The organism is Sinorhizobium sp. P24N7 (assembly GCF_042436655.1).
Classification (GTDB): domain Bacteria; phylum Pseudomonadota; class Alphaproteobacteria; order Rhizobiales; family Rhizobiaceae; genus Sinorhizobium; species Sinorhizobium meliloti_A.
This window is the reverse complement of record NZ_JBHMIW010000015.1, coordinates 42,400-66,802: the sequence shown is the minus strand read 5'-3', so window position 1 is coordinate 66,802 and position 24,403 is coordinate 42,400. Positions and strand designations below refer to the sequence as shown.

General features: G+C 59.4%; 21 protein-coding genes and 7 pseudogenes. 12 read left to right on the top strand and 16 right to left on the bottom strand.

Features of this window, described 5'->3' with window-relative positions; genetic code table 11:
• Positions 1 to 10 precede the first annotated feature (10 nt).
• From ACFHWW_RS24540 to ACFHWW_RS24530, 3 genes are all read left to right on the top strand, one after another.
• Positions 11 to 1,309 (top strand): amidohydrolase family protein, encoded by a 1,299-nt coding sequence (locus ACFHWW_RS24540; protein ID WP_379941335.1) that lies wholly within the window; start codon positions 11 to 13, stop codon positions 1,307 to 1,309.
• A gap of 95 nt (positions 1,310 to 1,404) precedes the next feature.
• Positions 1,405 to 2,082 (top strand): cupin domain-containing protein, encoded by a 678-nt coding sequence (locus tag ACFHWW_RS24535; RefSeq protein ID WP_379941333.1) that lies wholly within the window; start codon positions 1,405 to 1,407, stop codon positions 2,080 to 2,082.
• A gap of 90 nt (positions 2,083 to 2,172) precedes the next feature.
• A complete protein-coding gene (locus ACFHWW_RS24530) occupies positions 2,173 to 3,375 on the top strand; it encodes a multidrug effflux MFS transporter (RefSeq protein WP_379941331.1) in 1,203 nt (400 codons plus the stop codon).
• A 59-nt stretch (positions 3,376 to 3,434) separates the two neighbouring features.
• Here the strand turns inward: ACFHWW_RS24530 and katG are convergent, their stop codons facing one another.
• Both katG and ACFHWW_RS24520 read right to left on the bottom strand, forming a co-directional pair.
• Positions 3,435 to 5,618 carry a catalase/peroxidase HPI gene (gene katG / locus ACFHWW_RS24525; RefSeq protein ID WP_379941329.1) on the bottom strand — a complete coding sequence of 728 codons (2,184 nt, stop codon included), beginning with the start codon at positions 5,616 to 5,618 and terminating at the stop codon, positions 3,435 to 3,437.
• 120 nt (positions 5,619 to 5,738) lie between these two features.
• Positions 5,739 to 5,961 (bottom strand): annotated as a pseudogene (locus tag ACFHWW_RS24520) (LysR substrate-binding domain-containing protein); the annotation flags it as partial.
• 963 nt (positions 5,962 to 6,924) lie between these two features.
• On the opposite strand from ACFHWW_RS24520, the gene ACFHWW_RS24515 reads away from it, so the two are divergent.
• Both ACFHWW_RS24515 and ACFHWW_RS24510 read left to right on the top strand, forming a co-directional pair.
• Positions 6,925 to 7,230 carry a hypothetical protein gene (locus ACFHWW_RS24515; protein WP_379941327.1) on the top strand — a complete coding sequence of 102 codons (306 nt, stop codon included), beginning with the start codon at positions 6,925 to 6,927 and terminating at the stop codon, positions 7,228 to 7,230.
• 319 nt (positions 7,231 to 7,549) lie between these two features.
• Positions 7,550 to 7,822 carry a hypothetical protein gene (locus tag ACFHWW_RS24510; protein WP_379941325.1) on the top strand — a complete coding sequence of 91 codons (273 nt, stop codon included), beginning with the start codon at positions 7,550 to 7,552 and terminating at the stop codon, positions 7,820 to 7,822.
• Positions 7,823 to 7,832: 10 nt separating this feature from the next.
• Here ACFHWW_RS24510 and ACFHWW_RS24505 read toward each other — a convergent pair whose 3' ends face one another.
• The 3 genes and pseudogenes from ACFHWW_RS24505 to ACFHWW_RS24495 form a co-directional block, all read right to left on the bottom strand.
• The gene (locus tag ACFHWW_RS24505) at positions 7,833 to 8,141 is read right to left on the bottom strand and encodes a hypothetical protein (protein ID WP_379941323.1); all 309 of its coding nucleotides are present in this window, start codon (positions 8,139 to 8,141) and stop codon (positions 7,833 to 7,835) included.
• 108 nt (positions 8,142 to 8,249) lie between these two features.
• Positions 8,250 to 9,219: pseudogene (ligD, locus tag ACFHWW_RS24500) on the bottom strand (non-homologous end-joining DNA ligase).
• An 89-nt stretch (positions 9,220 to 9,308) separates the two neighbouring features.
• On the bottom strand, positions 9,309 to 9,623 hold the full coding sequence (locus ACFHWW_RS24495) for an EthD family reductase (RefSeq protein WP_379941321.1): 315 nt from the start codon (positions 9,621 to 9,623) through the stop codon (positions 9,309 to 9,311).
• Positions 9,624 to 9,863: 240 nt separating this feature from the next.
• On the opposite strand from ACFHWW_RS24495, the pseudogene ACFHWW_RS24490 reads away from it, so the two are divergent.
• From ACFHWW_RS24490 to ACFHWW_RS24480, 3 genes and pseudogenes are all read left to right on the top strand, one after another.
• Positions 9,864 to 10,048, top strand: a pseudogene (locus ACFHWW_RS24490) (hypothetical protein).
• Between the two features lie 391 nt (positions 10,049 to 10,439).
• A pseudogene (locus ACFHWW_RS24485) lies at positions 10,440 to 10,674 on the top strand (hypothetical protein).
• Between the two features lie 1,408 nt (positions 10,675 to 12,082).
• Positions 12,083 to 12,322, top strand: a complete 240-nt coding sequence (locus ACFHWW_RS24480; protein ID WP_379941319.1) for a helix-turn-helix domain-containing protein — start codon at positions 12,083 to 12,085, stop codon at positions 12,320 to 12,322.
• A gap of 104 nt (positions 12,323 to 12,426) precedes the next feature.
• Here the strand turns inward: ACFHWW_RS24480 and ACFHWW_RS24475 are convergent, their stop codons facing one another.
• The 3 genes from ACFHWW_RS24475 to ACFHWW_RS24465 all read right to left on the bottom strand — a co-directional run bounded on the left by ACFHWW_RS24475 (position 12,427) and on the right by ACFHWW_RS24465 (position 14,676).
• A complete protein-coding gene (locus tag ACFHWW_RS24475; protein WP_379941317.1) occupies positions 12,427 to 13,098 on the bottom strand; it encodes a hypothetical protein in 672 nt (223 codons plus the stop codon).
• Between the two features lie 255 nt (positions 13,099 to 13,353).
• A complete protein-coding gene (locus tag ACFHWW_RS24470; RefSeq protein WP_379941315.1) occupies positions 13,354 to 13,806 on the bottom strand; it encodes a transposase in 453 nt (150 codons plus the stop codon).
• A gap of 264 nt (positions 13,807 to 14,070) precedes the next feature.
• Positions 14,071 to 14,676: a hypothetical protein gene (locus tag ACFHWW_RS24465; RefSeq protein ID WP_379941313.1), complete on the bottom strand. Its 606-nt coding sequence runs from the start codon at positions 14,674 to 14,676 to the stop codon at positions 14,071 to 14,073.
• 849 nt (positions 14,677 to 15,525) lie between these two features.
• Between ACFHWW_RS24465 and ACFHWW_RS24460 the strand changes: the two are divergent.
• Positions 15,526 to 15,609: pseudogene (locus ACFHWW_RS24460) on the top strand (SOS response-associated peptidase); the annotation flags it as partial.
• Between the two features lie 64 nt (positions 15,610 to 15,673).
• Here the strand turns inward: ACFHWW_RS24460 and ACFHWW_RS24455 are convergent.
• Together ACFHWW_RS24455 and ACFHWW_RS24450 are read right to left on the bottom strand one after the other, a co-directional pair.
• Positions 15,674 to 16,099, bottom strand: a complete 426-nt coding sequence (locus ACFHWW_RS24455; protein WP_379941311.1) for a VOC family protein — start codon at positions 16,097 to 16,099, stop codon at positions 15,674 to 15,676.
• A gap of 518 nt (positions 16,100 to 16,617) precedes the next feature.
• A complete protein-coding gene (locus tag ACFHWW_RS24450; RefSeq protein ID WP_379941309.1) occupies positions 16,618 to 16,896 on the bottom strand; it encodes a hypothetical protein in 279 nt (92 codons plus the stop codon).
• Positions 16,897 to 17,147: 251 nt separating this feature from the next.
• Here ACFHWW_RS24450 and ligD (ACFHWW_RS24445) point away from each other — a divergent pair, with 251 nt between their 5' ends.
• On the top strand, positions 17,148 to 18,899 hold the full coding sequence (gene ligD, locus ACFHWW_RS24445; protein ID WP_379941516.1) for a DNA ligase D: 1,752 nt from the start codon (positions 17,148 to 17,150) through the stop codon (positions 18,897 to 18,899).
• 138 nt (positions 18,900 to 19,037) lie between these two features.
• On the opposite strand, the gene ACFHWW_RS24440 is transcribed toward ligD (ACFHWW_RS24445), so the two are convergent.
• From ACFHWW_RS24440 to ACFHWW_RS24420, 5 genes and pseudogenes are all read right to left on the bottom strand, one after another.
• A complete protein-coding gene (locus tag ACFHWW_RS24440; RefSeq protein ID WP_379941307.1) occupies positions 19,038 to 19,361 on the bottom strand; it encodes a transposase in 324 nt (107 codons plus the stop codon).
• On the bottom strand, positions 19,303 to 19,476 hold the full coding sequence (locus tag ACFHWW_RS24435) for a hypothetical protein (protein ID WP_379941305.1): 174 nt from the start codon (positions 19,474 to 19,476) through the stop codon (positions 19,303 to 19,305). Before ACFHWW_RS24435 ends, ACFHWW_RS24440 begins: the two co-directional genes overlap by 59 nt.
• 543 nt (positions 19,477 to 20,019) lie before the next feature.
• Positions 20,020 to 20,268 carry a DUF2934 domain-containing protein gene (locus ACFHWW_RS24430; protein WP_379941303.1) on the bottom strand — a complete coding sequence of 83 codons (249 nt, stop codon included), beginning with the start codon at positions 20,266 to 20,268 and terminating at the stop codon, positions 20,020 to 20,022.
• A gap of 333 nt (positions 20,269 to 20,601) precedes the next feature.
• Positions 20,602 to 20,958, bottom strand: coding sequence for a response regulator (locus tag ACFHWW_RS24425; RefSeq protein ID WP_379941301.1), 357 nt, complete (start codon positions 20,956 to 20,958; stop codon positions 20,602 to 20,604).
• A gap of 16 nt (positions 20,959 to 20,974) precedes the next feature.
• A pseudogene (locus ACFHWW_RS24420) lies at positions 20,975 to 21,939 on the bottom strand (sensor histidine kinase).
• Between ACFHWW_RS24420 and ACFHWW_RS24415 the strand changes: the two are divergent.
• A pseudogene (locus tag ACFHWW_RS24415) lies at positions 21,913 to 22,953 on the top strand (ISL3 family transposase); the annotation flags it as partial. The pseudogenes ACFHWW_RS24420 and ACFHWW_RS24415 overlap by 27 nt on opposite strands.
• 19 nt (positions 22,954 to 22,972) lie before the next feature.
• On the opposite strand, the gene ACFHWW_RS24410 reads toward ACFHWW_RS24415, so the two are convergent.
• Entirely contained in the window at positions 22,973 to 23,869 is an 897-nt protein-coding gene (locus ACFHWW_RS24410; RefSeq protein ID WP_379941299.1) for a LysR family transcriptional regulator, read from the bottom strand.
• Positions 23,870 to 24,079: 210 nt separating this feature from the next.
• Between ACFHWW_RS24410 and ACFHWW_RS24405 the strand changes: the two genes are divergently transcribed.
• Complete coding sequence (locus ACFHWW_RS24405; protein ID WP_379941297.1) at positions 24,080 to 24,319, top strand: transcriptional regulator; 240 nt, start codon at positions 24,080 to 24,082, stop codon at positions 24,317 to 24,319.
• Positions 24,320 to 24,403: the final 84 nt, after the last annotated feature.

Genomic DNA, 24,403 nt, shown 5'->3' with positions numbered 1-24,403 from the left:
GGACTGACCCATGCTCGACCTGATCATCCGCAATGCGAACCTGCCGGACGGCCGGCAGGGCTTTGACATCGGCCTTGCCGGCGGCAAGATCGCCGCCATCGAGAAGTCGATAGCCGCGACCGCCGGCGAGGAGATCGACGCGTCCGGCCGCCTGGTCAGCCCGCCCTTCTGCGATCCCCATTTCCACATGGATGCGACGCTGTCACTCGGTTTGCCGCGCATGAACGTCTCCGGCACGCTGCTCGAGGGCATCGCGCTCTGGGGCGAGCTGCGGCCGCTGCTGACGAAGGAAGCGCTCGTCGAACGAGCGCTTCGCTATTGCGACCTCGCCGTCACCCAGGGCCTTCTCTATATTCGCAGCCACGTGGACACGTCCGATCCGCGCCTCGTCACGGCCGAAGCGCTGCTCGAGGTCAAGGAAAAGGTCGCACCCTATATCGAACTGCAGCTCGTCGCCTTCCCGCAGGACGGATATTACCGCACGCCCGACGGCGTCGCCTCGCTCGAGCGCGCGCTCGATATGGGCATCGGCATCGTTGGCGGCATTCCTCACTTCGAGCGGACGATGGAAGACGGCGCCCGCTCCGTCGAGGCGCTGTGCCGGATCGCCGCCGACCGCGGCCTGCCGGTCGACATGCATTGTGACGAAACCGACGATCCGTTGTCGCGCCACATCGAGACGCTCGCCGCCCAGACGGTGCGGTTCGGGCTCAAGGGGCGCGTGGCAGGGTCGCATCTCACCTCGATGCATTCGATGGACAACTACTATGTCTCGAAGCTCATCCCGCTGATGGCCGAGGCGGAGATCAACGTGATCCCCAATCCGCTGATCAACATCATGCTTCAGGGCCGCCACGACACCTATCCGAAACGGCGCGGCATGACGCGGGTGCGTGAGCTGATGGCGGCCGGCCTCAACGTCTCCTTCGGACACGACTGCGTCATGGACCCCTGGTACTCGATGGGCTCCGGCGACATGCTGGAGGTCGGCCATATGGCGATCCATGTCGCGCAGATGGCCGGCATTGACGACAAGCGCAAGATCTTCGACGCGCTCACCGTCAATTCGGCAAAGACCATGGGGCTCGAAGGCTACGGCCTCGAGACCGGCTGCAAGGCCGATCTGGTCGTGCTTCAGGCCGCCGACGTGATCGAGGCGTTGAGGCTGAAACCGAACCGGTTGTTCGTCATCAAGGCAGGCAACGTCATCGCGAAAACCGCGCCGCGCGTCGGCGAGCTTTTCCTCGCAGGGCGTCCCGCCTCGATCGACATGGGACGCGACTACGTTCCCCCGGTGCTGCAACGCTGATCCCATGCCGCTGGAGCGGACCACGGAACTGTTGAGAAAAATGCGGTCCGGTGACGCGAAGTTCCGTATAGTCGTGACAATGGGAGACCGGTCAGATGCGTATCAATGAAGACCTGACGAAACCCGTAATCGTCCATTCGGCTAAGCTCGACTGGGTTCCAAGCCCCGCCGCAGGGGTGGATCGCCGCATGCTCTACCGTGTCGGCGGCGAAGTTGCGCGCGCAACCTCGATCGTGCGCTATGCGCCGGGCAGCGCCTTCCCACGCCATGTCCATAGCGGCGGCGAGGAAATCCTCGTGCTCGAGGGGACGTTCGAGGACGAGCACGGCGACTATCCTGCGGGCAGCTATTTCCGCAATCCGCCCGGCACCTCGCATATACCTGCCTCGAAGGAGGGCTGCACGATCTTCGTGCGGCTCTGGCAATATCGTGAGGGCGACGGCACGCAAATCGTTCGCCACCCTGGAGAGGGTGAATCGGCGCCGTTGCGCGAGGGGGTCGAGGCAGCGCGCGTCCTGTTCGACGACGGAAAAGAGCGCGTGTCGATAGAAACCTGGCTGCCGGGTTCAGCCGTCAGCTTCGAAAATCGCCGTGGGCTCGAGTTCCTCGTCCTTTCCGGCGGCCTCGCATCCAGGGGCGAGCAACTGGAGCCGCAGAGTTGGGGCCGGTTGCCCGCAGGAGAGGCGCTCGAAGCGATCACCGGGCGCCAAGGCGCTGAGATCTGGATCAAGGACGCACCGCTGCAGCACCCCGACGTGCTGCAGCTGCCCTGAAGCGCAGATTCGGACGGAGCATCTGCCGTGTGCCATCAAGATTTGTGGTGAAACCGATAAGCAAAGTGCGATTGGTTAAGCGAAGTCTGCATGTTATGGGCGGGTATGTCCGTGAATGCTTCGCCAACCGTCATGTTCCTGCTGATCTCATTCGGCACCGTCCTCGGAATCGCGGGGACTGACTTGGTGCTGCCTGCAATTCCGGCCATGCCGACGGCATTCGGCGGGACTGCGGCATTGGCGCAGATGGTCCTCGCAGCCTATGCCGGGGGCACGCTCGTGGGACTGCTTACCTTCGGGGAACTCGGGGCGAGGTACTCTCGCCGCAAGCTGTTGGTCTGGTCGCTGGGCCTGTTTGCCGTCACGTCTCTTCTGTCTGCCTACGCGCCGACGTTGGAATGGCTGGTCGTCTTGCGTTTCGCGCAAGGCGCGTTCGGCTCGGGCCCGGCGGTTTTCGCGCCGGGCTTTATTCACGGGCTTTACCCTGCGGACAAGGCGCCTTCCATGTTCGGCAGGCTCGGCTCCATCGAGTCCTTGACGCCGGCTCTTGCGCCCATCGTCGGAGCCTATCTTATGACGGTGGGGGGATGGCAGACTTCTTTCCTTATGCTGGCCGGACTTGCCATTCTCTGCGCCATTGGCAGCTGGGCTTACCGTCAATCGCTTCCGGACCGGCTCGAGGCTCTCGAGCTCCATCGAAGCTATATGTCGATCATCCGCAATCGCGATTTTCTTCGGCACGGCTTAAGCCAGGCGCTTTCCCTCGCCAGCATTCTCATCTTTGTATTCGGCGCCCCCGCAGTGATGACAGGGGCAGTAGACATGACGATCGGAGACTTCATTCTCCTTCAAGTTTTCGGCATCGCCCTTTTTATTCTGGCGTCGAACGCGTCCAATGCGCTTGCCCGAAGAGTCGGTACCGAGCGCATGATCATGATCGGTACAGGAGGTGTGGTTCTTGGCTTCCTCCTGATCCTTCTCTACACATCGTTTGGCGGACGCAGTCTGACTGTGCTCGTGCCCCTGTGGATGACCGCAAACGGCGCGTTCGGCATCCGGGGACCAATTGGTTTCCACCAGGCAATCCTTGCCTCAAGAGGGGATCATTCACGCGGCGCCGCCTTGGTCGTTGCCGCTATACTTGGGATCACTGCCGGAGGTACCGTCGCCGCCGCTCCTTTCATCGACATAGGCTGGTGGCCGCTAGCCTTGGCGAGTAGTCTGGCCGCGCTGCTGGCTTTGCTGTGTCTGACGCTGATCGGCAGCACGGCGAAAGAAGCTGAAGACGGTTAGAGCGGTTCACGACCGGGGGAAGGCCAGGACATGGTTCAAGCCACGTCCTGGCCTCTCAATCACACCAGATCGAAGCGGTCGGCGTTCATGACTTTGGTCCAGGCCGCGACGAAGTCCTTCACGAACTTCTCCCTGGCGTCAGACTGGGCGTACACCTCCGCAAAGGCGCGCAGCTGTGAATGCGAGCCGAAGATCAGGTCGACGCGGGTGCCGGTCCACCGCGCAGCGCCCGTCTTGCGGTCGCGGCCTTCGTATACGCCTTCTTCCCCTGCGATGGGTGACCACTGCGTGCCCATATCGAGCAGGTTGACGAAGAAGTCGTTCGTCAGCGCTTCGGGGCGGGACGTGAAGACGCCATGCCTGGGCTCGCCCGCCTTCAGCACACGCAGGCCGCCGACGAGAACGGTCATTTCCGGGGCGGTCAGCGTCAGCAGCTGAGCGCGATCCACAAGCGCCTCTTCCGGCTTCATGAATTGCCGGCGGCTGGTGCTCACATAGTTGCGGAAACCATCGGCACGAGGCTCCAGCGCGGCGAAGGATGCGGCGTCGGTCTGTGCCTGCGAGGCATCCATGCGACCCGGCGTGAACGGAACGGCGATGTCGTGGCCACCGGCCTTCGCCGCCTTTTCGACCGCGGCGCCACCTGCAAGCACGATCAGATCCGCAAGCGAGATCCTCTTGCCGCCGGTCTGGGCGGCGTTGAAGTCCCTCTGTATGCCCTCAAGCACAGAGAGAACCCTGGCGAGCTGAGTCGGCTGGTTGACCTCCCAGTCTTTCTGCGGCGCCAGGCGGATTCGCGCACCATTGGCGCCGCCGCGCTTGTCGGAGCCGCGGAAGGTCGAGGCGGAAGCCCATGCGGTCGAGACAAGTTCCTGCACCGACAGGCCGGAAGCGAGGACCTTCGCCTTGAGGCCGGCTATGTCCGTTTCGTCGACCAGCCTGTGGTCGACGGCCGGGATCACGTCCTGCCAGATCAGGTCCTCGGCCGGGACCTCAGGGCCGAGATAGCGAACCTTCGGCCCCATGTCGCGGTGGGTCAGCTTGAACCAGGCGCGGGCGAAAGCGTCGGCGAACTGGTCCGGATTTTCGAGGAAGCGGCGCGAGATTTTCTCGTAAGCGGGATCGAAACGCAGCGACAGATCCGTGGTCAGCATGGTCGGAACATGCTTCCTGGAGGCGTCATAGGCATCGGGGATGGAAGCCTCGGCGTTCTTTGCCTTCCATTGATATGCGCCGGCGGGGCTCTTGGTCAGTTCCCACTCGTGGTTGAACAGGTTTTCGAAGAAGTGGTTGCTCCAGCGGGTGGGCGTCTGCGACCAGGTCACTTCCGGCCCGCCCGTGATCGCGTCCTTGCCGACGCCCGTGCCGAAGGTGCTCTTCCAGCCGAGACCCTGATCCTCGATCGCGCCGCCTTCCGGGTCTGCACCGATGAACGAGGGATCGCCCGCGCCATGCGTCTTGCCGAAGGTGTGGCCGCCGGCGATCAGCGCCACCGTCTCTTCGTCGTTCATAGCCATGCGGGCAAAGGTTTCGCGGATATCGTGCGCGGCAGCAACCGGATCGGGATTGCCGTTCGGGCCTTCCGGGTTGACGTAGATGAGGCCCATCTGCACGGCGGCAAGCGGCTCGCTGAGTTGCCGTTCGCCGCTGTAGCGCTCGTCGCCTAGCCAGGTGCCTTCCGGTCCCCAGAACAGTTCCTCGGGTTCCCATACGTCGACCCGGCCGCCGGCAAAGCCGAAGGTCTTGAAGCCCATGGATTCGAGCGCGACATTGCCGGTCAGGATCAACAGATCCGCCCAGGAAATCCTGTTGCCATACTTCTGCTTGATCGGCCACAGCAAACGTCGGGCCTTGTCGAGATTGGCGTTGTCCGGCCAGCTGTTGAGCGGCGCGAAACGCTGCTGACCCTGGCCGGCGCCGCCACGGCCGTCGGTGATGCGGTAGGTGCCGGCGCTGTGCCAGGCCATGCGGATGAAGAGCCCGCCATAGTGGCCGAAGTCGGCCGGCCACCAGTCCTGTGAGTCCGTCATCAGCGCATGCAGGTCCCGCTTCAGCGCATCGAGGTCGAGCTTCTTGAACTCCTCGGCGTAGTTGAACGTATTGCCCAACGGATCGGAAAGACCGGAATGCCGGTGCAGAACCTGGACGTCCAACTGATCCGGCCACCAGTCGCGGTTCGATCTGCCTCTCGGTGCCGTGTGTGCGACGGGACACTTGCCCGCACTATCGCTCTTCTGATCCATGGTAATCTCCTCTTCCTCGATTGTGCGCGTCCAAAAGCAGCCTGTCCGCCAAGTCGATTGAGCGGCATCAATTGGGCTGGCGCATGCTCCCCATGATTTGGCGCAATTTTACCCCATTGGTCAAACGGCTTGTTCCCTGATCAGGTCAATGAAGGCGCGCAGTTTGGCGGGCATGTGACGGCGTTGCGAAAAATAGAGACTGAGCCAGGGATAAGCGGGGCACCACTCTTCCAGCACCGGAATAAGGCGCGGCAGCCATATGCGCAGCAAGCGAGTACTCGCCGATATAGGCGAGACCAGCGCCCGAAAGGGTGGCCGCAAGGATGAGGTCCGTCGCGTCCAGCCCTCGGGTAGGACCGCCGGCGACGCGCTTCGGCCGCCCCGAGCGCGCCGTCGGTGCGCTCGGGGCGGCCGTCGAGCAGCCGCGCCATCGCCGCCCGCAACGCCGCCTCGCTCGTGCTTGTACTGGATCTTGCCGGCGAATGGGTGCCGGCGGTCTATCTTGCGACGCCATCCGCGACATGCGCGAGCAGATCGGCATACCAGGCAGGTAATCGGGCAAAGGATGTGGTGATTGACCTTCCAGTCGCAGCCACCCGAGCTGACACACTTCCCGAGGGTGATTTTAGGGATAATCTCTTGGACCCGGCCGACATCATCCGGCCGTTGAAGATAATATTGGACGGAAAACCGGTTCAGGTCGATCACTTATAAAATTGCGCTGTCGGTCAGCCCTCGCATCGCACGAAAGACGTGTATCGCAACGGTTCCCGTCGGACGCGTACGAGGGACTCGCTCTTCAAGCCCAGCGACATAGGGAAAGAATGCTGTCGCTTCGTCCTAACCGGATGGGTTAGACGCGCCCCGTAGAGTTCCACGAGGAACAGCCAAAACCAATCAGACATGGGAAAATAGGCGCAATATTGCAGTTGCAAAATGATACTATGTGATAGCCAGTCTAAATAGTGCCTTCTCTTTTAATCTTAGATTTAATGGAGGGATACTCGTATGGCATTCAATAATTTAGGTAAGTTTTGGCTTGCAAACGGCCATTCCACGTGGGTTTACGTCAGATTTGCTCCACACGGTACTGGCGAAGACCGGGGTGCTCAGTGGATTCAGGCATCACCGCTACCGTTTGACACTTTCCCCACGCCCACTGGTTACACACAATTGGAAACCACTAGGCACCAGAAGCGATTTCTTTACGCGAACGGTGGAACAGACTGGTGGTATTACGCACTCGTGGAGAACAGCTATAGCCCTGGTTGGAACTCAACCTTCTTCACTCTGACGGGAGGCGGCAATGCCTAAGACGAGGAACATGATACTCATTAGGGACGAGCGGGGTGAGATCATAGGTGCACAGGTTGAGGAACCTCTCGATGGGGGAGTTCAGGCCTTCATCACTCCCGCCCAACCGGCGCACACGCTACATCGGATTTCGGATGTCCCTACGAAAATGTTCGAGCTCGGCAATCCGGACGAGTTCCATGCAGTGTTTAGTAAACACTGCAATTCGGCGCTTGAGGCAATTACGCAGATCAGCGCCGATGAGCTCAGGCTTAACCTGATACGGATGCAAGCTGCTCAGCAAAAGAAATCGAATTGAGGCCGGCGCAAAACCCGGAGGATCTTCGCTAGGTCGTCACCTGTTCGGAACAACCGTTGAAAACTGCATGGCGCCATTGAGCAATCCCGCCGTAAAGGCGGGGTTTCTTTCATTAAACAGCCGAACGCGCTAATTTCTGGACGCGCTGAGACTTAAGGCATTGCTGCAGGTCCAGAAGGTCAGTTCGGGAATTATTTCGGGACTCCGTGACCCGCTTTCCATTTGCCGTTATCGGCCACCGCACAAGGTCATGACAGCATTTTTACTGGACTTCCGGTTGTATTTTTGCTTGGGAGCAATTCCAAAATAGGAGACCGGAATGACAGACTCGGAAATGCGCGCCACGGTCCAAGCCACCTTCATGATGCTCCAGCGCTTGATAGTCGAAGTCGCCGCAACGAAAGGAGATGAAGGATCTGCTTGGATCGACGCCTTCCGAGACAACCTCACCTCAGAGATGAAGAAGGTGGAGGAACTGCAGAAACGCCGTGCAGATACTGAGCGCGCCGCAACATCACGGATGCTGATCGAAGGCGTAGCGTTGATGGCGAAGCGCGAGCTTGAGAAGCAACGTCCTTCTTCGATCAGCTAGGCTGACTGGACTAACGAGCTCCGCCGGTCTTGGTACCGCTTTGCGAATTGCCCGCGCCGGGACCGCCCTGTGAAACGCCACCGCCATGGGAGCTGCCCGGGTTCGTTGGATCCGGGCCGTTGCCCCAACCGTTGTTGCCTTTAACTTTCCCGCCGCCGCCCCCGCCGCCAGACTTAGCAATTGCATTTGACGTCAGGCTGGTTGAAAGCAGCATTGTTACGGTCGGAGGTGTCACAATAGCGAAACGACCGCAATTTTTTAGAAATTCCCGCCGATCATCGTCGCTCTTTGACGGCACTTCTTTTGGCATTTCCGGCATGAACGCCCCTCCCCTACTTATCGATGAGACGCGTAAAGTTTGCCACTACAGGATGCCGCTGGATATATATAGTTCTCTATAGGAAAGCGGAGAACCAGCGCCAACTTGCTATTGGAGAGTAAATATCGTGGCATCATCCCCAAGCTCCCAGATCCCTTTGAACGCTGCATGCCGAAGCTTCCCGTCCCGTCCAGGCGCGATACTCGACATCGGCGACCAGCTCCGGCTCGACGAAGACGGCGCCTTTCCTCCGCAGGGCCACGGGCGGCGTTTTCGTCGCCATGCCCTCGAGCAAGCGCAGCTCGCGCGAAAGCTGGTTTGACCAGCCGGTACCGCAGCCACCGACATAGACAAGGTCGTCGTCTTTCAGCGCCGCCACCAGCAGACGGCCGAGATGACCTGGCACGGTCGATGGCTCGAAGCCAACGATGACGAAACTATCACGCCGCTTGCAGGTGATCTTCTGCCACCATTCGCCGCGACCGGAGCGATACGGCTTCTCGACATGCTTGGCGACGATGCCTTCGAGGCCGTGCGCGCAGGCAATGCGAAAGAACTCGTCTCCGTCGGCCTGCACCTCCTCCGAAAGGCGAACCGCCCCTTCCCGGCCGGCGGCGATCGGCTCGAGCAGCCGCCGGCGCTCACGCAGAGGCAAGCGGCGCAAATCGCGGCGGTCGAGGTAGAGGAGATCAAAGGCATAGAAGACGATGGCGCCGGCTTCAACTGCTGACGGCAGACGGCCGAGCGCCCACGGGAGCATGCCGAAGTCCGAGCGGCCCTTACCATCGAGCACGACCGCCGCGCCGTCGAGGATGGCCGTCTTCACAGCAAGGCGCCGGACATCGCCGACAATAGAGGGAAATCTGTCGGTTCAATCGTACCCGCGCGCGTGAGTATTCGCACCCGGCGGGGCTCGATGTGCACCGCGATAGGTACCCATCCCATTTCACTTCGTAGGCCCAGTCCGGCCCCTTCGGCGGCTTGTTGACGACCGTTGCAAGCAGGTATCCAAGCGCGCCGGCAGAGGATCGGTCGGAGGGATGTTGGGAGGCTTCTTCTTCGACGTTCTTTTTGCCACGACACTTGATCGTAGTGCAGCGGCCTAAGCGGAAACAGCTGCACAAATGGGCTAGGTCACCAAAGGCTCACCTCACGCGCCGAAGCCCCCTACCCTCCAACGACTTCGCTGATCTGCACGATGGGCGCGATGTCGGTATAGTTGGCGACGTCCGCGCGGATCTCCGCCCGGTGGGGACCTAACGCCTCCTGGAATATCTCCAGGCTCGGCGAGTAGACGTGGCACGCCGCAACGAACTCCGGCGCGCTTCCAGGTTCGCCGCCCGCTAGGCCCTTCTCGATCTCGTAGCGCAGGCAGGCATCGCCGAGCCGTTCCTGGATCAGTGGCATGTGGCGGGTGCGGTAGTAGTCGTGATCGAACTTCGAGCCGCCATCGGCCGGATAGTAGACGCTCATCTTGATCATGGTCGGGCTCCTGACTGAACGCCTCTCCGAGCGTCCGAGAGGCCTTTCTAGCTCACCGACTCGCAAAGCGCATCCAGATTTTGGCTGAAGGGACACGGCTGCGCGCCCGCCCACGCAGTTTGATTCACGTGAGCAATGCAGTTTGAGTGTTGCCTCCGTCCAAAATCGTCCTTGGTATCCCAATTGGGAAGAGGCTTTCGAGCAGCAGTTTGGCGCCGGCCGAGGAGGAGGATCAAACGGATGAGTGACGAACTGAGAGCCAAGCCCCATTTGCGTCCGGGCCGATTGTCCACTACTGCGAGCACTCGAGCTGCACGAAATTGGGCACCTTTGGCTTCGCCGCAGGGCGGGCGGGCCCGAACTGGTTTTGCTTCGAGCACCGGCCCGAATGGAATTTGCGCCTTGAGGCACCGCCGCGGCATTGACCTTTCGCCGCAAGCGACCCCGCCACCGATATCCCGCTGGCTCGTGGCGGGGTCTGCTCTAAATTGTTGCTTAAAACCTAGCTCATTACCTTTCGTGCTCCAGCGCGCTGCGAGCAGATACAATATTTGCCAAGTGGCTTTTCCCGTCCAGCGAGACGTCCGGATTAATTCGAAAGGCTGAGACTGCCTTAATCACTTTAGAACATGAAGCACATGGACCGCTCACAGTTCGGCAAGGCTGAGAACTTCGCTCCGGGTGGCGTGTTGACCTGCCGAGGAAGTATGAATGAGCTCGCTCAACCTTGCTGGCATCATAATTCTTCTTATTGTGATTGCACTATTCGCCTCTGCATGGTTCGCACTTTGAGGCGGCGGTGCTATTCGGAGCGGCATGGCCGACAAAGAGAAGATGAAGCAGCTGATCTGGGATTGTCAGAAGGACATTGCCACGTATCTGCCGCCAGAGAGCGGCATTTCGGAGCACGAACTGCTCCAGATGCTCATCGCCCGTCTCGACGGTAGCCAGGCTAGGGAAGCCCGGGAGACGATTGGCAAGCTGGTGGCCACATGACGATGGCGGGCCCGACAGTCCCCTGCCACAGCAGCCTTTGTTGGAGCCGAATTAATATTTGCCGGCATTAAAACTCGGCACTCTATTTTTTCAGGAACATTCCGGCCAGCACGCTGTTTGAAAGGTGTTCCTATTTAAGAAGGGTTGTTCTCCTCTGGATTTCGACTTGCGGACAATCGCACATGTCGGACAACTGCAGCGCTCCGGGTCGCATCTGCCGGAGCGCTGCTTTTCTTGGGCCATAGGTCTTCTGCTAGATCAGCTGTTGCCGAATCCCAAGAAAGCCATAGATCGCGATCACGAGCATGACGAAGACCAGCAATAGAATGATTATCGTCAAGGCTCTCTTGGACATTTCAGTGAAATAAGCGCGTACAACCGGTTCGGAATAGGACCGAGGTCTCACGCTAACGAGTTGCTGTCACTTTGGCTTCTCACGATTTTGACACCCCCGCACCCGTGCTGTCTCTTCGGCGACGATTGGCACGGTTTAGTGGCCGGGTGAAGACGAAGCGGCAGCCCCGCTTCTCAAGCCCGAGAGACGGCCTGACACAAATAGAGCTGCAGCGGGGGACAGCTGCAGCTCCGAACGGACGTATTCTTCATCCTAGCTGGGGCGCAATTGCCCTGTCCATTCAAGGGAACCGCTTCGAACGTCGCTTACCTATAAATCGCGCCGAGGCCTGATCAAGTCCAATCTCTGTTTGGAACTATCTGAAAGCTGACGGGTTGTGCATCGTCGCTCACGCAGAAGCGACTCCTTCGCGAAGAAGCGGCCGGCTCTTTCCCCTCCGACCGGTCGCACGGCGGCGCCCCCGTTCCCTCAGGGCGCTGCCATTCTCCTGTTTGGACACGGCTTCAACGCCGCAGCTGCGCGCCGTCGCGCTGGCTGGCCTCGATGCGCTGAAGGTTCTCACGCACGACCTTCAGGCCGCCTGATTGCTGGTTGAGGAGCGATTGCAGTTCCTTGATCGCTGTCGTGATCGTCGCCGTCGATTGTTCAGTAATCGTGACGGATATATCAGGTTGTCGATCCTCCGGACCTCGTTTTCCAGCCCGCGAAATCGCTCTTCCGTCCGGCCGTCCCGTTCCCGGAACTCGGCCGGCCGGTCCTCTCGGATTGCTCGACGGATGTGCGCCAGAATTGGAGCGCGTCGATATAGCGCCTCGTGTTGGCCCGAATCCAGCCGCCGCCGCTTCTCCGTTTTTGGTCGCGGGAAGGCGGCTAGTCCGTCGCCCTGGCTGGCCCAAACGGCTGAGCGTTTCCGGTAGCTTTCGACGTTCATGTCGCGGATCACTAGCGTCTCTTTCATAGGGCAGAACGCCACCTTGCGGATCTTGTAACCCGACTTTTTTGGACCTATATTGCAGTGCAACATCAACGATCCTGCCGACAGATCGATGGCAGGCTCCCTCCAAGAAAAAAGCGCGCGCTCCTGGCGCATTATCGAAGGAGTCATTTCATGACAAATGCTATGAGCAACCTGGACGCTGCCAAATGCCGCGGCCGCGTCGATATAGGGGGCGCGGTCAAGCAATCTCGCGAGACCATGGGATACAGCGTCGAGAACCTCTCCTTGACCTGCGGTCTCACCGCCGCCGAAATTACAAGGATCGAATTGGGTGCCGATGTCGATCCCGCCAGGCTCAGGCGCATCGCCGCTGCACTGCAAGTGCCGACCTCGACGTTCCGCCTGGCTTAGCAATCTCGGGTTCGCATTTCCTTTAGACACGACCACTTTCATTTATCGAGTGCAAAGCCTCGAAATCCGGAAGGTGACCTCGAGGTAGCGCAGGCCGCGCGCGGCTATCCGCGGAACTCGCGCCGCAGCGGGTTCTTTGCGCCGACGCCGGTGCCACCTCGCTTTTCGGCATCAAAGCGTTCGAGCATCTTCTTCAGCCGAAGGTTCTGTGCACGAAGCTGTTTGGCCAGCAACCTCTTCAAGCGCTTGTTCTCCACTTCCAGGGCAGCAAGCTCGTCGAGCAGGACCGGATTCTCGATTGGCCTGGTTTGCGCCCTTCGACCCTCGTGGTCAAGCTTCGGGTTGTGCGCGATCGTCTGGGCTGCGGCGCGCTTGGCACGCTTTCGAGAGGTGTCGGTTGATGTCGTTCGCGGCTGCGGTGCAGGTGGGCTCTCCTGCACCTGCACAACCGCTTCGGCCGTATGATCGGCATCATTGTGCTTCGAGATTTCGACCTTTGCGCCTTTGGCAAATGGTATCGCTGCTACTGCGGCGTCCAAATCGTCGGCGCGTTCTTTGGCAGACTCTGCATTGATCGGATCATCCGCCGGCCTAGTCTCGTCCGAGTCAATCGTTCCAGGTGCTTCATTTGAATCGAACAGATGCGGCGCCGTATCTTCCACTTCGCGGGCCAAAGCCTTGAGATCCGTGTCTCCCCAGATTGAGTTTGTCTGAGCTTTTGGCTGGCGTCGCCCCGACTTGAATTCAACAACGAATCTCCGTTGTGGCGTCTTCATCTACTTCCGATCCCAAGCACCGTGAAAAATGAACGCCGACTGGCGCCGCTGCATTTCTGCTGGCGCACCAATACAGCCGTTCCGATCGCGCTTCAACTGCTCGCCAGCCTCGCAGCCGGTGCGCCTCCCACCCGACAAGAGCGGGGGAACAGCAGGCTTTCGTTTGCCGTGACAATGCCAAATAGGGATAAAAGCGTTTGGCGCAGCACGGAGGATCGCCGAAGAGACTGTTCCCAGCCGCATTGCCGGTCCTTGTTAGTCGAGACCGAGCCTCTTGCGCAGTTCGGCATTTTCCGCTCGCAGTTTCTCCGCCAATCGTTTGCGGAGCCTCTGGTTTTCCTCTTCGAGCTGGACAAGGTCTGCCAATTCGTCGCCGGCCGGGACCGGCTTGGTGCTGTTGGTGCCCTTTGGCTCGGCAGGCTTCGCGGCAGCTTTCCAATGATAGTAGGTCTGCTCTGATATGCCGGCGCTCTTGATCGCGTCCTTGAGGGTGCCACCTTCGCCGACCTGCGTCTCGATCAGCCTCAGCTTCTCGCTCTTCTCTTGCTCGCTATACCCTCTGCGTTTAGCGGCCGGCGTCTTTGATTGAGCTGGTTCGGAAGCCGCCTTCTGAGGCCGTGGCGACCTCTGCCTCTTGGCCGTCGGTGCTTTCACTTCCGCGTCCGCTACAGGCGCAGCAACTGGTGCCGCATTACTCTCGTCAGCCATCAGCAATTCCCTCCTTTAGTGATCGCCTGTTTTCGGCTGAGTGCTGCACAGAGTCAACACAACCATCAAAGTCCTGCTTTACGGATAGTTGATGTTTGACTCGCCTTGAGCCCGTCCTGAGGCGCAGCACCCGTAGCGGCGAAATATACGCTGAAGCAATTCCACCGAGAGCTGCCTGCTCAGCAGGCTCTCGAACCGATGCAATCGGGCTTTGCCGCCGAGCAGGGACGGAACAAGTGCGCACTTATCGAAAGCGCCGCCAACTCACGAAACGTCGAAGCGCTCAAGCATCTTCTTGAGCTGAACGTTCTGCTGATGAAGCTTGTGAGTGAGTTGGGTCCTCAGCATTTTGATTTCCTTGTCGAGGCTTGCCAATTCCTTGAAAAACAGGTCCCGTGAAGACGAGGGTGGCACGCTTTTATGCTGCTTTGGGGCGACAACGCTCTGGGCGGCCACCTGGCCGTTGGCTCTCTTCCCACGTTCTCGACGCTTTATCCGCGGTTTGCCTTGCGACTTTGTGTTTGCCGTGCTTTTCGGCACCAACGAATTCTCTTCGGCACCCGAATGGTTGGCTTCATCACGCGCCTGTGTTCGAGCCTCTTCAGCATCGATCGGCGGTTTTAATGCGTGGGTGGCGCCGTCATCGGCTTTCGCCTGATCCGATGCAACCGACCCATGATCAACAGGGACATCCTCCTCGTGGGGAGGCTGGCTGACAGCTACCGTCGAATTGGATGGAGGTGCGGGCGTATGCTCCACTTCGCTTCCGAGAGCCGTGGGATCGCTGTCACTCCCAATCGAACTCCCTTGCGCTTCCGCCGATGGTCGCCGCGACGTCAATCGGGCAAGGTATTTCCACGGTGCTTTCATGGTGTTCCAATCTTAAGGCAGCTGGACTCCGCCTCCAGTGTCCTCGCGTTTCAGGGCACCAGCGGGTGCGCTCTATGCGTCAGGATAGAAACCGAGGCAGGCGCTGGCAATCCGCATGAGATCGGCTGAGGAGGACACTCCCCGGAAATCTCTCAGAAATAACCGCCCACCGCCCTCCTTCCGGCCGAAATTCCTGCACTTTGACCAAACTGGGCTGCTCGAACATATGAAGCGCGGCCAAAGCCACTGGAGCGCTCGCGAATGTTGCTAAACCATGTCCATCGGACCGCTTGTCGACGTCGCGCATGAGAATACTATTCTAAAAGCGCGTTGGCTCAAACCCCCGCCGCAAGAATAGCTTTCCCGCAGCCCCAAACACGCCTTCTAATCCAGCAAGCTTATTCGAAAGCATCAAACGTTCATTGTTTGCAATTGTAATTTATTGCCGCAACGCAAGCGGATGACGGGATATCGGAACAGCCATTCTCTTTGACCACATTTTCCGAAATTACTCGCCTGATCAAGAGTCCGTTTCCGATTTCCGCGCTCCCATGTTTTCAAAGCGATGCCACGCGCACCGGAAGCTACTCCTTACGAAACAGCTTCCACTTCGTGGGTCGGAACGCGATAACCGAACGCTCGACATGGACCTATGCGATGACTTGTCCAGTTGACGGAATTTTCCAGCGAATAAGCGGTTTGCATAGTGTTCCTATTTCGGAGGTTGTTCTCCTCTCGATCTAAAGGGGCAACCGCACGTGTCCAACAACTGCAGCGCTCCAGCTTCGGCGAGCGCTCCTTTTTCTCCAGCTGGTTCGTCGCGTTTACGAAAAATTTTCCCGCGCCTGAGCCGACTGGCTGGATCCGACCGTATCTGCCAAGTCGCTCATCAAACCGCTACCGCAGGCACTTGCCGTCGATCACGTGGGTTAACGGGCAAACAATTGGCAGCGTCGCTCTTTGCGGAAGCCTCAGCCTCACGGACGGTCGGCTCAAGTCAGTCGCCCTCCGGCATATTGGCCGGATTCCACACGACCTCCCACAGGTGACCATCGGGATCGGTGAAGTAGCCCGCATATCCCCCATAAAATGTCTCTTGGGCAGGCTTCACGATGGCCGCGCCGGCTTCGCGTGCCTGTTCCATGGCTTCATCCACCTGGCTTCGCTGCGAGACGTTGTGACCGATCGAGAATGATGTGCTGCTGGTGGGCCCTTTCGTCAGGCCGCTATCGTGAGCCAAATCGTCCTCATTCCAGATAGCAAGTTTGACACCGTTCGAAAGATCAAAGAACGCGACGGCGCCATGCTGGAATTCGCGGCCCATGATGCCTGGGGTGTGCAGTCCCAGGCCGTCACGATAGAAAGCGAGAGACCGCTCAAGATCTGCGACGCCAAGCGTCAGTACAGAAATCCTGGGCTTCATGAGCAATCCTCCCGTTAAATCTGGCATGCACATCCAGTTTCGAGCTGTCTTTGCGTCCAACCAGAATTGTCGCAGAAGCGCAGACCGTGAGCGGACCTACTATTCACTAAGAGTTGTTTTTTCTTGGGCCTTGGCGCCGCCAAAGACGTGCTCACTCTCCGCCGGCTCGGCTTGCGGTAGAGCGCCCGCTCATCTCACGCGGAGCGAAGTGGCGAGTACCGCACTTTCGAAATGGAAGCCGAGTAAGGCGCTCGACAATGCCCGAAGGAAATCCGCGACGCGCTTGTCGACGATGATGTGATCCGCGTGTCGAAGACTATGCTTGATCGGACGAAGCGTGCTTGCCGATGTATTTTGAAGAGGCGCACCGGAATCGCGTGGTCAGACCTTCCTCTTTGATCAAACGGCAGATAGCGTCTCTGGCTAGCTGCATCTCTTGGCTACGTCCCCGCCTCCAACAAAGGCAATAGGATCCGGCATTTGCCTCGCCATTGTGGCCGGGCTTTTTGCTGACCCTCCTACTCGGATCCATTGTCGCCGAGGTCGACATGCCGACCAATTGAGCGAAGGTAAGCGACGATTTCAAACTTGAGGAAATCACGGTCGCCGTAGGTATCCTCGATTTTCTTCAGCCTGGGCTTTGTTTTCTCATAGTCACCCGGCGACAGGTCTGCGTCTCCGACGACGTATTTGTCGTAGCCGACGGCGCAAATGTTGCAGCCGGTTTTGATCACCTCCTCGACGAAGGCAGGGATATCGCTCGCCTTCATCAGCTTTTGCTTGGTACTCTGCGCCATGTAGACCACTCCGTTGGGGCGTACCCCCCGCCAGCGCTGTCGTTTCGTCGACAACTACGCAAAGCCCACCCACTAAACTCGCTTACGTGCGAAACCGTTGCATCCTTGAAACGAAGGACTCTCGGGAACGATTCTCGCGCGTAAGGATTGAACGCTCATTCAGAACAGGGAGGCATGTTTTGGATCGGCATGCCAAGAACGCGCGGCCACAAGCCGGCAGACAAGCGGCCTCTCCCGGTCGTCTGGCCAATATGGGCGCGAAGAGGGCCACCTTCCCCGCCTTCATTGAGCCTTGTCATCCAACACTGAAGAAACGACCGCCCGACGGTCCGGAGTGGTTGCATGAAATCAAGTTTGATGGCTACCGAGCACAACTGCACATCCGCGGGCGCAAGGTCACGATCTACACGCGAAGGGGTCTTGATTGGACAAAGGAATTCAAGTCAATCGCGACGGCCGCGGAGGCACTCGCAGACCACGAGCTGGTGATGGACGGCGAGGCTACCGTCTTCGGCAAGACCGGCCTTCCCGACTTTCAAGCGCTTCGGCGCGAGCTCGCGAAACCTTCATCGCCGCACCTGACGTTCCAGGCGTTCGACCTGCTCTATTTGGACGGATACGACCTCAGAAGCGTGCCCCTGGTCGAGCGCAAGCGCGTGCTCCGCGAGCTCATAGACGACCGCGCCGCCACCCTCGCTTATGTCGACCATCTCGACGTCCATGAAGGAGACGAGGTCTACGAGCACGCCTGCATGATGGGCTTGGAAGGAATCGTGTCCAAGCGCAAAGACGCGCCCTACCGATCGGGACGGCAGGAAATCTGGACGAAGACGAAGTGCACGAAGCGAGCGGCGCTTCCTATCATCGCCTTCGTCGAAAAGCTTGGTGCGCAACCTCGCCGAATTGCCTCGCTCTATCTCGGGCGTTGGGAGGGCGACCGCCTCGTCTATGCCGGCAAGGCTCAAACGGGCTACACGCTTGCCGGCGCACGAGAAGTGCGCGAGCGGCTCAATCCGCTGATCATCGGCAAGAGCCCCCTCTCCCACGAAATCAACAAGCCAAAGGCGACCTGGGTCGAACCGCAGGTCTGCGCTGAGGTCGACTACGGGGGGGTGACCGATGACGGCCTATTGCGCGAGCCCGTCTTCAAGGGCCTGCAAGAATCGAGAGCTCCAAAAAAGGCGCCAGGGGCCGCGTCGGCCACTGGCCGCGTTTCCCGCGCAAATATATTGCAGTTGTTGCCGGATGCGGTTGTCCCTTCGAAGGAAGACCTCACAGCCTATTGGACGCGCGTGGCAGATCGCGCCCTTCATTTCCTCGGCGGCCGTCCGCTGAAGCTCGTGCGGCACGTCCATGGCACCACCTTTTACCACAAGGGGCCGCTGCCGCCGATACCGCCGGAGGTCCATCAGCTCCGGATTGAGAAACGCGAGGGCGGCGAAGGTGTGCGGTTATGGGTCGATGACTTAGCGGGGTTGTTGGGCCTTGTCGAAATCGGTGCGGTGGAACTGCATCCCTGGGCGGCGACGGTCGACGATATCGAACACGCCGACACGCTGATATTCGATCTGGATCCCGGCGAAGGCATCGAGTGGGAGTTCGTCGTCGACACTGCTTTTCGACTGAGAGACTTGCTCGATGCCGAGGGCTTCAAGGCCTGGCCGAAGCTTACCGGCGGCAAGGGCGTTCATCTGATGGCCCCTCTCGAGGAGAAAATGGCCCACAATGCGGTGCATGCCTATGCGAAGCGCCTGGCGCAGCAGTTCGCCAGCAGCGATCCCGACCGCTACGTCACGTCGGCACAGCTTTCGCACCGGCCGAACAAACTTTTCCTCGATTACCTCAGGAATGGCCGCGGCACCACCGCAGTCGGCACCTATTCGCCCAGAGCTCGTCCGGGCTTTCCCGTCGCGGCACCTGTGACGTGGAAAGAAATCGAACGCGGGATAAAACCGGATACATTCACGATGAGCCGTCCGCCAAGACGACGTCGCGCGGTGTGAACTTCGATCCGGAAATCCTTGGGTTAAGTCTGTCAGGTTTATATTGAAGCATACCCTGCATGCCTGAGATAGGCGGCGCATTCGTGCGGGCTGAAGGCTTTAAGGACTTCGCCGACACGCCGCCATGTCGCCTCGACGCTACGCTCGTCGGATTTGCGCAGCAGGGTCTTGAGTTTGGCGAACATCATCTCGATCGAGATCGGGACTGTAAGGCGGCAGGAAGAACAGATGGGCGCCGAGATCGCGGATGGCATTGCGCGCCGGCTTGCCCTTGTGGCTGCTGCCGGGATTATCGAAAATGACGATATCGCCTTTGAGGGTTGGTGCCAGGCATTGCTCGACCCAGGCGGTGAAGGCAGTGCGATTGATCGGGCCACCGAGCACGAAGGGCTCCGAAGCGAATTTATGTATGCCGACCCGCCAGCTTCGATTCAGTTCGGGAGCCCAGATTTCCAGTTTCACTCCATGCAAATGACGCTTCGATGCACGCCGCCCTGAAGCAGTTTATTGCGGAATTGGCATATGCCGGATGATGCAACGCTTCACGACAGGCTTTGACCGCCCGTGCGTGCTGCACTCCGTGGTTCGGCCATTCATTCTCCAGGAAATCAAGGGGTGTCGTAGGGCCCGCAGAACTGGCGTTTCATGCCGTTTTGCAGCGTCACCCACAGTGGGGTACGCCAAGATACTTCTCTCATTTTCGGACCTCCTCAAAGGCCGTATTGAGAACCCCGGTGCCTGCATTTCGTTCCCAAGCAATGATTCTCGGCTCTTGGTCACCGTACGCCAACGGCGTACAATTTCAGTAGAGCAGGTTCACCCGACGGCCGCGAATTTGGTTCGCCCATTCGCCTTCGGGAGAGGAGGCCGAACCATGCGCCGATATGCCGCTTCCCTTCAACCGGATGAAGTCAATCTGTTGTCTCAGTTCCTCCAGGAGGAACTCGACCGCCGGCACCTCACACGATGTTGCGGCGGAGAAACTGGCAGCAAAAATCTTCAGTCTCTACCAGGCGGGCGTTAGAGACGTGGAAGACCTGCGCCAACTGATCAGCGTCTCGTGACAGCCAGCCGTGGCGGCTTCCGCAAGTACCTGTTAAGGCTGGAGGACACCCTGGGCCTACCGCGGCGAATTCCGTCCTTCATCTTCAAGCTCTTTTTTTGCCTGATCCCAGTGGCGCTCATGGCCTCCTTCAGGTCGGCCCTCGCGCTCCCAGATTTCGTAGGCGCGGCTTCGAACTCGATCTTCGTCATCATCGATGGTTTGATTCGGTGACCCCGTCCCGCTCTGATCGCGCTCCAGTTCGCGTTCAATCGTCTCCCTGGAGCCTTCAACCGGATCTTCGTTTCGCTTTTTGCTGTTTGCCATCATTTCCTCCCGCTAGGTCTCTAATGCAAATAGAATTGGCCGGAACACATTACGCGCATTGTCTACGTCGCGCATAGATCAAAGCGGTTCTCCGCGTTCATTCAAGCTGAGCGTTTTACCGCGGGGGGCTCACAGGGCTCCGAGGATGCGGCGGCGCGACGAATAGTTTCCTGGGCAATCGGCCGTTCGTCCACTGCACAGCGAACTTCCGCCCTCCGCCCAATGCGACGCGATTTGACCGGAACGATCAGCCCAAAGCTGCCGCTCGCGACAAAAGTCGGCAGGCCTCTCATGACGAAGCCGGATTGAAAGAAAGACCGAGTGGACAGCAGGTCAGGATCGGACAGCTTGTTCGAGGACAATCATCAGGCGTCGCTCCTCAGTCGGCTTGCCGACATTGGGTGCACCGCCCAGGATGTCGCCGCCGATAAGCTCCGGTCTGCTATAGGCGCTTGCCACGACGAACGGTACGTTGCGCGCCCGCAGTGCCTCCGCCACCGAGGTCACCGCGCCATCCTTAAGGCTGACATCGAGAATTGCCACGGCAGGTAATTTGTCATCCAACAGTCCAAGCGCTTCCTTAACCGTCGTCGCGGGGCCGAGCACGCTCCAGCCGCGCCGTTCAAGCAGCAGCTTGAGATCGATCGCGATCAGGAACTCGTCCTCCACGACAAGCACGATCTTTCGCATGAGGCCAGCCTCGATGTCATGAGACCGATCCTAATGGGACAACGATCTCGACCGCCAAACCCGCTGGTGCATAGTTCAGTTCCACCCGTCCGCCCAACTCGCGGCTAACAGCGAACTCGATGAGCCGTGTGCCGAACCCCGAAGAGGCCGGCGGCGCAACCGGGGCCCGCCACTCTCTTGCCAGACCAGTCTCAGGCTTGGAGCGCTCGCCTCCTCGACCGCCCAGCGGACACGAATCTGTCCGGTGGGAGTCGAGAGCGCGCCATATTTGATCGCATTGGTCGCGAGTTCGTGCAGGATCAGGCTCAGCGACATGATCTGCCCCGACGCGAGAGAGACGTCAGGCCCCGATTCGACGAGGAGCCCTGTCGGACCTTCTGCATAAGGCTCAAGCGTTCGCTGAACCACCTCCTGCAGGTCCTTTCCGCCGTCTTGCGAGAAGGCAGCATCATGGGCTTGTATAAGCGCATTGAATCGGCCGAGGAAAGCATCGCGATATTCCTCGCCAGAGCGGCCGACGGCCGTGGTCTGGCGCGCCATCGCCTGGACCAGCGCGAGCAGGTTCTTCATTCGATGCCGGAGTTCGCCGAGGAGCACAACCTTCTCGGCCTCATGCTGGCGTCGCTCTGTCGCGTCCACAATCGAGAGCAGCAAGGTGCGGCTGTTGTTGTCGGGATGGAACAGCCGATGCGCACTGACGAGCATCGTCCTCCGGCCGATGCTCGGAAAGTCTTGCTCTACCTCATAGTCCACCACCGCCGTGCTCTTCGGGATCACCTCTTCGAGCAGGCGGCGCAGTTCAGGAATGTCCCATTGCCGATTGCCGAGTTCGTAAAGGTGCTGCCCGATTATCTGGTCGCGGTCGACTTTGAAGGTCGTAAAAAAGGCCCGGCTGGCGGTCCGGACGTATAGGTTACGGTCAAGCACAAGCATGGGATCGGGGACTGTGTCGACACGATCATGGTCGATCTCGAGCGTCATTCGGTCGTCGATGTTCTGGACGACCGCAGCGTCGAGAGCGCAAAAGCATGGTTGCCAGAACGTCCGACCGTCGAGGTCGTTAGCCGAGATCGCTGTGGTTTGTATGCTCAGGCAGCCCGAGAGGGCGCTCCGCAGGCCCGCCAGGTAACTGACCGTTTTCATCTGGTCGAAAATCTCAGGGAGGCAATCAAGGAACAGATGAGCGTTTATGGTCACGCCCATGTCAGACCAACCCATTCTCTCCGAAGATGCGATCGCCAGCGCCAGGTCACAACAGCGCCGTGCCCGCTTGGCGCACAGGCAATCCCGTCAGGAGATATTTGACACGCTTCAAGCTTTGCGCCAGCAGGGCCTCACCTACAGCGAGATTGCAAGGCGGACCGGATACGAGCGCCGCAGCATCGCGAATTGGCTTACTTCCAACGCACCTCGAGACAGAAATCGGGCGGCATTGAATCCGACATCGCCACTGGATTTTGAAGCTTTCCTGGCTGAATGCTGGAAAAATGGAAACCGGGTTGGCCGCCATTTGTTTTACGATATCAACCCGACGAGCCGACTCCGGATATGGATGTTTCAGACCCCGTCCGCGATCCTGACACCGGCCATATGATCTCGCCTGTAGTGGCCGCAGCTTTGTGCATAAAACCGCGCGGCCTGCTGACCGATCGTCAGGCCGGAAAGGTCAATGCCTTGAAGCAGGGCTCGACGGTCTTCGCCATAATGCGTGGCCTGGCCATGCGCTTCAACGGCATCTTGCGCAGCAGGAGCTCGGAGGCACTGGATGAATGGATCGACGATGCCATTGATACCGAACTCACGGCGATCATGCGCTTCGCCAGCATTTTGCGCCGGGATATCGATGCCGTCAAAAATGCAATCGAGCTCCCCTGGAGCAACGGTCAAGCGGAAGGGCAGATCAACCGCCTCAAGATGCTGAAACGAGCAATGTACGGTCGCGCCGGCCCAGAACTGATGAGGGCGAGAATGCTGCCGCTGAATCACAGAATTTGAGGATGAACCTGTTTAATTGCTAAGTGACACTGCCCGGCCGCGCCAGCGACCTTGCAATGTCGATGATGTCGTCGCGACCGGCGGTCGGATCCTCCTTGTTCCAGGCAACGCCGAGCCCGATGCGGAAGTCGACGCCCCGCACCTTTCTCAGCTCGAAATTGCGGTTTGGCATGCCTTCCGTCCATTCCGGCGCAAAGCCGATGCCGAGCCTGGCGGAGACCAGGGAGACAAGCGAGAAGGTGTCGTCGCAGGTATAAGCAATGTTCTTCGTCAGATCGTGCTCCTCGAACACTTCCGCAAAATAGCGCTCGGTGTACGAGAGGTTCGACCGGGAGAAGGAGATGATCTTTTGGTCACGCAGGTCCTCGATGCCGATCTCGCTTCGGACGGCAAGCGGACTGCCTTTTTCCACCGCCAGTAGATAGCGCTCATAGGCCATCGAGAAGAAGCGCAGCGAGCCGATGTTCTCGAGCGGACGGATGAAGCCGAGATTGATCTGACCGGTCTCCAGGCCACGGATGATGTCGCTGGTGGTGCCGCTTGAAATATGCAGCTGGATCTCCGGGTACTTTCTGGCAATGCGGGCCAGAAAGGCCGGCAGCACACCGATGGTGGCCGGATAGACGGTGCCGATCCTGATCTGCTTCACCCTTTTGCCGGCGACCGAGCGGGTGAGCTCGGCCGACAGATCGACGTCGCTGAGGATCCGGACACAGCGATCATAGAACACCTCCCCTGCCCTGGTCAGCTCCACCCGCCGCGTTGTGCGGGTCAACAGCTGCACGCCGAGTTCCTTCTCAAGCGCCTGCACCTGGTTGCTGAGCGCGGGCTGGGCGATGTGCACCCGGGCCGCCGCCCGGCCGAAATGCAGCTCCTCGGCCACCGCAACGAAATAGGAAAGCTGGCGCAGTTCCATCGCAATGCTCCTTCGCATCGGCGCACACAACGATGCATCGGCCTACGAACCGATAGGCCGCCAATTGTTGACTGTTGATGATAAGTTCGCGCACATACGCACGCGCGGCTAGGAGAATCGCCGCACGTTGCCTACACTTGTAGTCGTAATCGCTTTTGCCTCACCCGTCAAGCGATTTAGCTACACCTGTATTCATTTTAGGAATTACTGATGGCCGAACTCACCCCGGAAGCTAACCGAGCCGCTCGCGCTATCTTAAAATGGTCTGTTCGCGACCTCGCGGAAAAGGCGGGTATTGCGTTCTCAACGGTGCACCGATTTGAATCCACAGGATCCGCAACGGAGTCGACGAAAGAGAAGATCAAGGCGGCGTTCGCTGCCCACGATGTCGAAATCACGAACGGCAACTACACCGGTGCGCGCCTTCTTTTGCATAGAACCAAGGACTAGTTTCGCTACCGGCAACGTGAGATGCGATCGTCATGCGCTGGCCGCACGACGGCGGCATCAAAGTTCTCCAGCCGATACATTATG

Bases quoted from the DNA above. Each gene is read 5' to 3' on its own strand.
- ACFHWW_RS24540 (WP_379941335.1), top strand. From the start codon at position 11: ATGCTCGACCTGATCATCCGCAATGCGAACCTGCCGGACGGCCGGCAG.
- ACFHWW_RS24535 (WP_379941333.1), top strand. From the start codon at position 1,405: ATGCGTATCAATGAAGACCTGACGAAACCCGTAATCGTCCATTCGGCT.
- ACFHWW_RS24530 (WP_379941331.1), top strand. From the start codon at position 2,173: ATGTTATGGGCGGGTATGTCCGTGAATGCTTCGCCAACCGTCATGTTC.
- katG (WP_379941329.1), bottom strand. From the start codon at position 5,618: ATGGATCAGAAGAGCGATAGTGCGGGCAAGTGTCCCGTCGCACACACG.
- ACFHWW_RS24515 (WP_379941327.1), top strand. From the start codon at position 6,925: ATGCCTAAGACGAGGAACATGATACTCATTAGGGACGAGCGGGGTGAG.
- ACFHWW_RS24510 (WP_379941325.1), top strand. From the start codon at position 7,550: ATGACAGACTCGGAAATGCGCGCCACGGTCCAAGCCACCTTCATGATG.
- ACFHWW_RS24505 (WP_379941323.1), bottom strand. From the start codon at position 8,141: ATGCCGGAAATGCCAAAAGAAGTGCCGTCAAAGAGCGACGATGATCGG.
- ACFHWW_RS24495 (WP_379941321.1), bottom strand. From the start codon at position 9,623: ATGATCAAGATGAGCGTCTACTATCCGGCCGATGGCGGCTCGAAGTTC.
- ACFHWW_RS24480 (WP_379941319.1), top strand. From the start codon at position 12,083: ATGACAAATGCTATGAGCAACCTGGACGCTGCCAAATGCCGCGGCCGC.
- ACFHWW_RS24475 (WP_379941317.1), bottom strand. From the start codon at position 13,098: ATGAAGACGCCACAACGGAGATTCGTTGTTGAATTCAAGTCGGGGCGA.
- ACFHWW_RS24470 (WP_379941315.1), bottom strand. From the start codon at position 13,806: ATGGCTGACGAGAGTAATGCGGCACCAGTTGCTGCGCCTGTAGCGGAC.
- ACFHWW_RS24465 (WP_379941313.1), bottom strand. From the start codon at position 14,676: ATGAAAGCACCGTGGAAATACCTTGCCCGATTGACGTCGCGGCGACCA.
- ACFHWW_RS24455 (WP_379941311.1), bottom strand. From the start codon at position 16,099: ATGAAGCCCAGGATTTCTGTACTGACGCTTGGCGTCGCAGATCTTGAG.
- ACFHWW_RS24450 (WP_379941309.1), bottom strand. From the start codon at position 16,896: ATGGCGCAGAGTACCAAGCAAAAGCTGATGAAGGCGAGCGATATCCCT.
- ligD (WP_379941516.1), top strand. From the start codon at position 17,148: ATGGGCGCGAAGAGGGCCACCTTCCCCGCCTTCATTGAGCCTTGTCAT.
- ACFHWW_RS24430 (WP_379941303.1), bottom strand. From the start codon at position 20,268: ATGGCAAACAGCAAAAAGCGAAACGAAGATCCGGTTGAAGGCTCCAGG.
- ACFHWW_RS24425 (WP_379941301.1), bottom strand. From the start codon at position 20,958: ATGCGAAAGATCGTGCTTGTCGTGGAGGACGAGTTCCTGATCGCGATC.
- ACFHWW_RS24410 (WP_379941299.1), bottom strand. From the start codon at position 23,869: ATGGAACTGCGCCAGCTTTCCTATTTCGTTGCGGTGGCCGAGGAGCTG.
- ACFHWW_RS24405 (WP_379941297.1), top strand. From the start codon at position 24,080: ATGGCCGAACTCACCCCGGAAGCTAACCGAGCCGCTCGCGCTATCTTA.